Origin of the sequence: Flavobacterium aciduliphilum (assembly GCF_003268855.1) — a bacterium.
GTDB classification, from domain to species: domain Bacteria; phylum Bacteroidota; class Bacteroidia; order Flavobacteriales; family Flavobacteriaceae; genus Flavobacterium; species Flavobacterium aciduliphilum.
The window spans coordinates 76,528-86,027 of sequence record NZ_QLSZ01000011.1 but is presented as its reverse complement, the minus strand read 5'-3'; the positions used below and the strand labels follow the sequence as shown (position 1 = coordinate 86,027).

Below are 9,500 nucleotides of genomic sequence, written 5' to 3'. Positions count from 1 at the left end.
TCAAAGAAATAGATTACACGGCAATAAAGAAATCAAACGGGGTATTGTTTGATGTAAAAGGAATACTAACTGAAACTATTGACGGAAGGTTGTAAGCTTATTAAATATGGAAATCATTAGAAAGGTTAAGAGTGTATTAGGTTTTGGAGATGGGCATGAGCGTACAATGAAGGCCAGAAAAAATATTACGGGGTCTTTTATTGTTCAGGCTTTAACAATATTAATTAGTTTCATTCAAGTACCTATGACCATTGGTTATCTAAATCCTGTAAAGTATGGCGTTTGGATAACATTGAGTTCTTTAGTAGGTTGGCTCAGCTTTTTTAATGTTGGTCTAGGTAATGGTCTTAGAAATAAGTTTACAGAAGCTGTTACATTGGGGGATAAGAAACTTGCAAAAGTCTATGTGAGTACAACTTATGGATACATTACGGTTTTTGTAACTGTAGTTTTTGCAGTTTTTTTTATTCTCAATTTTTTTATTGATTGGAATGATATTTTAAATATAAATTCAAAAACCATTTCTGCTTACGAGTTGCTCATATTGGCACTAACTATGGTTTTTATATTTTGTGTCAGGCTTGTAGTAAAATTAATAGCTACAATATTAACTGCCGATCAGAAATCTGCAGAGGCTGCTATGGTTAACTTAATAGGGAATGTATTAGGATTATTACTATTATTCTACATTGTAAATTTTACAAAAGGCTCAATGTTATATCTAGTTATAGCAATAAGTGGGTCTCCTATTTTTGTATTCTTGCTATACAGCATTTGGTTGTTTAATGATCGATATAAGGATTACAGACCTTCGATAGCTTATATTGATTACAAACAAGCTAATGGGCTGTTTAAAATTGGAATGAAGTTTTTTGTTATTCAAATTTCTACGGTTTTGTTGTTACAAACTAATAACATTATCATATCTCAAATGTTTGGTCCAGAACAAGTGACACCATTTAATATTTCATACAAATATTTTAGTATTACTATGATGGGTTTTTCGATAATAATAAACCCTTTTTGGTCCGCTTTTACGGAAGCTTGGGTTAAAAAAGAGATGGAATGGATTAAAAAAACAATGAAAAGATTGTTGGTGCTTTGGGGATGGTTATTTGTTCTTGGTATAGTAATGCTAATTGCTGCAAATTTGATCTTCAAACTTTGGATTGGAGATAAGGTGAATGTTCCTTTTTCATTATCTGTAATTGTTTGTTTTTGGGTGTTGTTTAGTTCATTAAATTTAGCCTTTAGTAATTTTTTGAATGGTGTAGGAATTCTTAAACTTCAATTAATCATAGTTATTATTTCATCTATTATAAATATTCCTCTTTCAGTAGTTTTAGGAAGGTATTGGGGAATTGATGGCGTAATTATGGCAAATTTAATTTTAGCATTTATTCAAGCTATTATAATGCCAATACAATACTATAAGATAATCAATAATAAAGCCACAGGAGTTTGGGGTGATTAAAAATAAATGATGTCACAATTACGTAAACATTTAAAATTTACTCTGGCGGTAAGAATGCGCGTTTTATGGCATTCTTTTAGATTGCGAAAAATAGGAAAATCAGTCTTTATTGACGCCAATGTGCAGTTGTTAAGATATCCTAAAAATATATCAGTAGATGATAATGTGGTCATTAAAGAAGGGGCAAGAATCTGTTCTTGTAATGAAAGAGCAGAAATCAGCATAGGAAAAAGAACTACTATTGGATTTAATACATTTATTTATAGTTCTGATAAAATTGAAATAGGAAATGATTGTTTAATAGCTCCATTTGTTTATATTGTTGATAGTGACCATAAAGCGGCAAAAGGTCAAAAAATAAACGTGCAAGGAAATGTTACAGCACCTATTCAAATTGAAGATGATGTTTGGATTGCTAGCAATGTAACTATATTGAAAGGAGTAACAATAGGAGAAGGCGCCATAGTTGCAGCTAATTCTGTAGTCAATAAAGATATTGCCCCGTATGAAATTTGGGGTGGTACGCCTGCAAAAAAAATAGGAAATCGTGAATAATAAAGTAGGAGTTGTTATATTGTCAAGGTATTCTTCAAGTAGATTACCTGGAAAAGCACTCAAAGAGATCTTTGGAAAAAAAGTGCTCGAGTATATCATTGAAAGAGTGAATCAAGTTTTTCCGTTAGAAAATATTGTTTTAGCGACGAGTAGTGAATCTTCAGATGATCCGATCGCTTCATTTGCCGAAAGTAATGGCGTTGGATTATATAGAGGATCTCTTGATAATGTGTCGAGAAGATTTTATGAAGCTGCGCATGAAAAAGGTTGGGAGTATGCCATTCGGATAAATGGTGATAATATTTTTATGGATATCAATTTGTTAAAGAAAGTAAACGAGTTAGCCATAACCCAAAAATTTGATTTCATTAGCAATGTGAAAGGAAGAACATTTCCAAAAGGAATGAGTGTTGAAGCTGTAAAAATGAATCATTATGAAAGCGTATTATCGCTCATCGAAAATGATGAAAATTATAGAGAGCATGTAACACTGTATTTATATGAACATGATGAACATAAGAAATACCATTACATATTGAATACAGATTTACCACAAGTTGCAGGAATTCAAATGGCACTAGATACACAAGAAGATTTTGATAGATCGCAACAAATTATTGCTCAATTTCAAAAAGCACATTATTATTATAATTTAGAAGAAATTTACAACATTATACAAAATACAAGTTATGAAAAGTAATCCATTCGTAGGGAAACATGGTCCGTTATTGATTGCAGAAATAGGAGGAAATCATGAAGGTGATTTTGAGTATGCCAAAAAGTTAGCGCAACTTGCCATAGACACAAATGTAGATTATGTGAAATTTCAGATTTATTCAGGAGATACATTGGTTTCTAGTTTAGAGAGTCCAGATCGTAACAAGCATTTTAAGAAATTTGAGCTCACACAAGAGCAACACAGGGAACTTGCAAAAATGGTTATTGATGCTGGAATATTGTATACTTCATCGGTATGGGATGTTAAGGCGATGGATTGGATTGACGAATATATTTCACTTTATAAAATTGGGAGCGGCGATTTAACTGCTTATCCCGTTTTGAGAGAAACCGCTCTTAAGGGAAAACCAATGATAATTTCTACCGGATTATCTCATGAACAAGAAGTCTTAGATGCAGTTGCTTTTATTCAAAGTGTAAACCCTATATACAAAAACAAAGAAATGCTAGCGGTTTTACAGTGTACAAGTATGTATCCGATCAATCCTTCAGATGCTAATCTTTCTGTAATGGGAAGATTGAGAGAAGTTACGGGTTTAACAATTGGATACTCAGACCATACAGAAGGAAGCAAAGCATTGCAATATGCCATTGCGATGGGAGCAGAAGTATTAGAGTTTCATTTCACAGATTCTAGAGAAGGGAAACAATTTAGAGATCATAAAGTATCCCTGACTCCAAATGAAATAAAGGAGCTAGTAGATGAAATAGGATTAATACAACAATATCAAGGCAATCCAACAAAGATGCCGGTTCAAATTGAAGAAGTAAATGGTCATGTGCAGTCGTTTAGAAGAGCCGTTTATCCTTCAAGAGATATTAAGGCAGGAGAAGTATTTACAAATGATAATCTAACAGTGCTTCGACCTGCACATGGAATTGACGCAAGAGAATTTGATAATTTGATTGGAAAAAAAGCAACAAAAGATTTCGCGTATCATGAAAAATTAGATTGGGGTTTTATAAGTTAAATAATAGTTATATGAAAAAATTATTTTTTGCTTTATTGACAAGAATACTTTATATAAATAAAAAAATTGAATTTGGTAAAAATTTTAGATGTGATTCAATTCCTAAATTTATTATAAATAATGGTAGTGTAATTAAAATTGCTGATTCAGTTATAATTAGAAAAAATGTTGAACTTAGAAGTGTAAATTCTGGAGTATTATCAATTGGAAATAATTGTATAATTGATAATGGAGCACGGATTATTGCTTCAAACTCTGAAGTGATATTAAAAGATAGGGTTAAAATAGGTTATTATTCTGTTGTAAATGGAGGTGGTGGAGTTATTATTGATGAAGATACATCTTTATATGGATTTGTTTATATTCAAACAAGTACTCATCAAGATAAAGAAAAAAATTTTGATAAAAATAGTCAACCTATGTTTATTCATAAATCTGTTAAGATAGGAAAGAAATGTCTGATAGGAGCACATGTTTCAATTTTACCAGGAGCATCTATATCTGATTATCAAATGATAGAGTTTAATTCAGTTGTACAATAAATATCCTACTAAATGACAAATAATAAAAGCTTAATTACAATTTATATCACTAATTATAATTACGAATCGTTTATTGAACAGTCGATTGAAAGTGTATTGACTCAAACATGTCAAGATTTTGAGTTGTTTATTATTGATGATGGTTCAACAGATAATAGTAAGGAAATTATTGAGCGTTATAGAAATCATGAAAAAGTAACGATTATATATCAGCAAAATAAAGGATTAAATATTACCAATAATCTCGCTATGCGGGTTTCAAATGGGAAGTATTTAATGCGTTTGGATGCGGATGATTTCCTAGAACCTGAAGCATTAGAAAAAATGAGTGCAATTTTGGAAAGCGATTCCGAATTAGGTTTAGTTTTTCCAGATTACTATTATATAGATGCTGCTGGAAATAGAACAGGTCAAGAAGAAAGGCATAATTTTGATAAAGAAGTTTCATTATACGATCAACCTGCTCATGGAGCTTGTACGATGATACGTTTGGAATTTCTTAAAGAATTAGGGGGCTACAATGAAAGTTTTACTTGCCAAGATGGGTATGATTTATGGATAAAATTCATTACGCATCATAAGGTTACTAACATTAATGAACCCTTGTTCTCCTACAGAAGACATGGAAAAAATCTAACAGGGAATGAATTAAGAATTTTGACAACACGTCAAAAAATAAAGGATACTTTTGTAAGACAACATTTCAAAACTCCCAATACTCTCGTCGTTATTCCCGTTAGAGCTACCTTGATAGATGGAATCAATTGGGTTATTCAAGAGAGCAATGGGGTTAGTGTTTTAGCACAAAAAATAGAAATTTGTATACAATCTACCAAAGTAAATCAGGTTGTAGTAACAAGTTCAGATTCTGAAATTTTAGAATACTGTAACAACCGTTTTTCTAACAATGAAAAGGTGATAGCACTAGAAAGACCCCACCAGTTTGAAGAACCTAATCAGTCTTTAGCATTGACTATTGATTTCGTAAAAGCTTACGTTGAAAAAGAATCAAAATGGGTAGAAGCCATCATGACAACTTCATTAGAATTTCCATTTACAAAAACAGAAACTATTGATGAAGCAATTAATTCATTAGTTTTGTTTAAAGCAGATTCGGTTATTAGTGTTCGTCCAGACAATAGTTTGTATTATAAACATACTGGGGGTGGCATGGTTCCCATTTTAGATCAAGATAAATTTACAAAATTAGAAAGAGAAGCACTTTATAAAGCTGCTGGTGGAATAATGCTAACTACACTAGAACAATTTGAAAAAAGTAGAAAAAGTATTTCAGGGACTGTAGCTCATGTAGTTGTAGATGCACAAACAGCTTTTTGTATTCAAAATTCTTTTGATTACAGCACTTATAAATTTTTAGTTCATGAAACAGTCAAGTAAAAAGAATTATTTTTTTGTATGTACAGGGTTGCAAGTGGTTAACGCTATGGAATATTTGTATCATGAAAAGTTAGAAGATTCAGAAAATATTTTAGTAACCTATTTTTTTTATAAGCAAGTATATGAAGAAGTTCAAATGATTGTTAATCAATTCCCATGGACAAAAATAATTCATATCATTCCACCAACGTTGTTAAATATAAAAAATGAACATTTAAGATATATTGCAACTAATTTATATGGGAACGTCCATATTAGATCTTTTAGGTTTGCTAATTCTACTATAATTGGGAATGATTTAAATCCCTATTACAGATTTGCTACACGTTCAAAAAAACTTAAAAAAATTGTTTTTATTGATGATGGCGCAGGAAGTGTGCATTATGATGGAAATAGCCCTTATTCAGGGTATGGCATTAAAAATAAAATGATGTATCGATTATTGGGAATTAAAAATCATATTGTACGACCCAATGTTTTTTTTACAGCATTCTTATTAGAAAAGTTTTTACCAAAAAAATCTGAAAATCAAACAATAATTACGAATTCTTTTAAATATTTAAAAAGTAAATGCCAAGATAAAGAGAGATCTGATATTATGTTTTTTATTGGGGATCCACTAGTGGAGAGAGGTTATATTAGTTTTGAAAAATATGTTCAGGCCATAACAGCTGTTCAGGAAAAGTTCACGGATAAAAAACTGATTTACATTCCAAGACTTACAGAAAGTGATCATTTTTTACACCAATTGGAGCCCTATGTAACCATCCAAAGAAATAAAGTTCCTTTCGAAATTTTTATTAGTAGTTTAGAATATTTTCCCTATGCTTTAGTTGGATATCACTCTTCAGTTCACTTTAATGTTAGAAAAATGTATGGGAATTCAATTAATTTTTATTTCTTGAGACTTAAAGATTTTACAACTAAAACACATTATGAAAACACAAACAAGATTCTAGATTCTTTGGCTAAATTTGCAAAAGAAATTAATTATTAGATAAAAAAATATTTCCATATGAGTAGTTTAGTTCATAATATCACCAGTTATTTTAAAAATAATATTGGTTTTAAAACGAATAGAAAAATTGTAGTCATTGAGTCGGATGACTGGGGAAGTATAAGAATGCCTTCAAGAGATCTTTATGAAAGTCTTAATAAAAAAGGAATCGTGCAAGATTCAAATAGATATGACAATTTTGATACTTTGGCCAATAAAAAAGACCTAGAAGATTTGTATGATGTGATTCATTCTGTTAAAGACCAAAATGGAAATCCAGCTAAGTTTACGCCAATAGCTGTTTTAGCCAATCCAGATTATAAAAAGATTCAAGCAGACGGTTTTAAAAAGTATCATTATGAATTATTTACGGATAGATTGCGTAATGATGGAGAATTTGAGGTTTTAGAATTGTGGGAAAAAGGTGTTAAAGAAGGCTTTTTTAAACCACAATATCATGGAAGAGAACATTTGAATGTAACCAAATGGATGAAAGCTTTGCAAGAAGGTCATGAAAAAACTATAGAAGCATTTCATCACGGTGTTTACGGCATAACGTTTGATTCGTCTTTTACAAAAGAAGATAATTATCTGGCTGCCTATGATTTTTATGATCCGTCTGAAATCGAATTACTAAAAGAAATTACAATTGATGGTCTGAATCAGTTTGAAAAGGTTTTTGGTTTCCGAGCTACTTATTTTGTGCCTCCCAATGGTCCTCTAAGTAGCGAACTAAATCAAACTTTTTCTGATAATGGTGTAAAAGGTATTCAGACGGCTAGATTAATTTACAAGGAACCTATAGGATATGGTACAGTAAAAAAAAGGTTTAGGTATTTTGGTAAGAATACAGGTTATAATCAAATTTATACATTGAGAAATGCCGTTTTTGAGCCAGATGAGCCTGTGAATTTTGATTGGAAAATGAAGTGTATAAGTGATTTGGATATCGCTTTTAGATATAAAAAACCAGCAGTTGTTAGTTCACATAGAGTAAATTATATAGGAAGACTGGTACCTCAAAATCGTGACAAAAGTTTAATAGAATTAAAAGCATTATTACAAATGATTCTTAAAAAATGGCCAGATGTTGAATTTATGACTTCTGATGAATTAATCGATTTAATGTTAAAAAAATAATTGATGAGTATCATAAATCTTAAGAGGAAATTTATTTCAACTTATATAAATTCCAGAGGTTTTAGAACAAATAGGAAAATTGTAGTTATAGAATCAGATGATTGGGGGAGTATCCGAATGGCTTCTAGAGCTGTTTACGATAAGCTATTAGCCAAGGGGTATCCTGTTGATAAATTGTCTTATTTGAAGTATGATAGTTTAGAGTCTAATTTAGATTTAGTAAAACTATTTGAAGTGCTAACTTCGTTTAGAGATTCTCACGGAAATCATCCTGTGATTACTGCAAATACTATAATTTCAAATCCTGACTTTGAAAAAATTAGAGGGGCTGATTTTAATGAATATCATTCCGAATTATTTACGGAGACTTTAAAGAAATATCCAGATCACGATAAAGTCTTTGAATTACATAAACAAGGAATTGAAAAGAAAGTTTTTTATCCTCAATTACATGGTATGGAACATGTTAATGTAGTACGATGGATGAAAGCATTACAAGCAAATAACAAAAATGCAAGGGTAGCCTTTGATAATTTTTTGTTTGATTTAAGTGAGCATCATACAGTTATTTCTGAAGATAGTTTTGTTGATGCTTTGCATCCAAATTCAATAGAAGATATTGATTTTCATAGAAATAGATTGTTTTTGGCCGCAAAGTATTTTAAGGAATTATATGGGTATGAGTCAAAATCATTTATTGCACCTTGTTACATTTGGAATAAGGAACATGAAGATATTTTTAATGAAATAGGAGTTGAATTAATACAATGTGGAACTTTTCAATTATATCCTATTGTTGGAAAAGTGAGTCATTTTAAGAAAAAGCTTCATTTTACTGGAGAATTGAATAGATTAAAGCAAAAATATTCTGTAAGAAATTGTATATTTGAACCTTCAGTAATTCAAAGAGACACAGTCGTTGAAGATACTATTAATCAAATTGAACATGCTTTTGCGAATAAAAAACCAGCAATAATTTCATCCCATAGAGTTAATTATATAGGTTTTATTGATGCTGAAAACAGAGAAAAGACGTTAAATTACTTATTTGATATATTAAATAAAATTTTGATTAAATGGCCTGATGTAGAGTTTATGACATCTGAAGATATTAATACATTATTACAATGACATCAAAAGATTACATAAAAGCAGATTTGTATAGATATTCAGGGAAGTCATATTCTTTTTTTTTGCTATTAAAATCATTTTGGATACCAGGCTTTTGGTTTATGTTCCTTTTTAGAAAAGCAGGAAGTTTTTCAAAAAAATCTCCCTTAGGAATTTTTTATAGATTACTTTGTAGAAGATATTCCTATAAGTTTGGATATCAAATACCAGTAGGAACAAAAATTGGCCCAGGATTTTACATTGGTCATTTTGGAGCTATGATTATAAGTCCAAGAACGATCATAGGTAAAAATTGTAATATCGCACATGGAGTTACTATTGGAGCTGTTATGTATGGAAAAAGGAAAGGAGCGCCTATTATTGGAGATTCTGTTTGGTTTGGAACAAATTCAATAATAGTTGGGGGAATAAAGATAGGAAATAATGTTTTGATAGCTCCTGGAGCTTATGTCAATTTTGATGTTCCTGATAATTCAATTGTTATTGGTAATCCAGGTAAAGTTATACAAAAGGAAAATCCAACAGAAGAATATATTAAAAATTGTATTTAAAAA

Annotated in this window: 10 protein-coding genes; all 10 read left to right on the top strand. The window is 30.5% G+C overall.

The window, feature by feature from the left end:
- The first annotated feature begins 106 nt into the window (after nt 1-106).
- The 10 genes from CLV55_RS11325 to CLV55_RS11280 are packed head-to-tail and all read left to right on the top strand — an operon-like array spanning nt 107 to nt 9,497.
- A complete protein-coding gene (locus CLV55_RS11325) occupies nt 107-1,474 on the top strand; it encodes a lipopolysaccharide biosynthesis protein (protein WP_112113912.1) in 1,368 nt (455 codons plus the stop codon).
- A 6-nt stretch (nt 1,475-1,480) separates the two neighbouring features.
- On the top strand, nt 1,481-2,029 hold the full coding sequence (locus tag CLV55_RS13015; protein WP_112113911.1) for an acyltransferase: 549 nt from the start codon (nt 1,481-1,483) through the stop codon (nt 2,027-2,029).
- Nucleotides 2,022-2,729, top strand: a complete 708-nt coding sequence (locus tag CLV55_RS11315) for a cytidylyltransferase domain-containing protein (RefSeq protein ID WP_158527038.1) — start codon at nt 2,022-2,024, stop codon at nt 2,727-2,729. The genes CLV55_RS13015 and CLV55_RS11315 overlap by 8 nt, the downstream gene beginning before the upstream one ends.
- Nucleotides 2,719-3,738: an N-acetylneuraminate synthase family protein gene (locus CLV55_RS11310; protein WP_112113909.1), complete on the top strand. Its 1,020-nt coding sequence runs from the start codon at nt 2,719-2,721 to the stop codon at nt 3,736-3,738. Before CLV55_RS11315 ends, CLV55_RS11310 begins: the two co-directional genes overlap by 11 nt.
- Nucleotides 3,739-3,749: 11 nt before the next feature.
- The gene (locus tag CLV55_RS11305; RefSeq protein ID WP_112113908.1) at nt 3,750-4,280 is read left to right on the top strand and encodes an acyltransferase; all 531 of its coding nucleotides are present in this window, start codon (nt 3,750-3,752) and stop codon (nt 4,278-4,280) included.
- A 12-nt stretch (nt 4,281-4,292) separates the two neighbouring features.
- A complete protein-coding gene (locus CLV55_RS11300; RefSeq protein WP_112113907.1) occupies nt 4,293-5,678 on the top strand; it encodes a glycosyltransferase in 1,386 nt (461 codons plus the stop codon).
- Nucleotides 5,662-6,675: a hypothetical protein gene (locus CLV55_RS11295; RefSeq protein WP_112113906.1), complete on the top strand. Its 1,014-nt coding sequence runs from the start codon at nt 5,662-5,664 to the stop codon at nt 6,673-6,675. The genes CLV55_RS11300 and CLV55_RS11295 overlap by 17 nt, the downstream gene beginning before the upstream one ends.
- Nucleotides 6,676-6,693: 18 nt before the next feature.
- Nucleotides 6,694-7,815 carry a polysaccharide (de)acetylase gene (locus CLV55_RS11290; protein WP_112113905.1) on the top strand — a complete coding sequence of 374 codons (1,122 nt, stop codon included), beginning with the start codon at nt 6,694-6,696 and terminating at the stop codon, nt 7,813-7,815.
- A gap of 3 nt (nt 7,816-7,818) precedes the next feature.
- Entirely contained in the window at nt 7,819-8,946 is a 1,128-nt protein-coding gene (locus tag CLV55_RS11285) for a hypothetical protein (RefSeq protein ID WP_146739567.1), read from the top strand.
- Nucleotides 8,943-9,497: a serine O-acetyltransferase gene (locus CLV55_RS11280; protein ID WP_112113903.1), complete on the top strand. Its 555-nt coding sequence runs from the start codon at nt 8,943-8,945 to the stop codon at nt 9,495-9,497. Before CLV55_RS11285 ends, CLV55_RS11280 begins: the two co-directional genes overlap by 4 nt.
- The last annotated feature ends 3 nt before the right edge of the window (nt 9,498-9,500 follow it).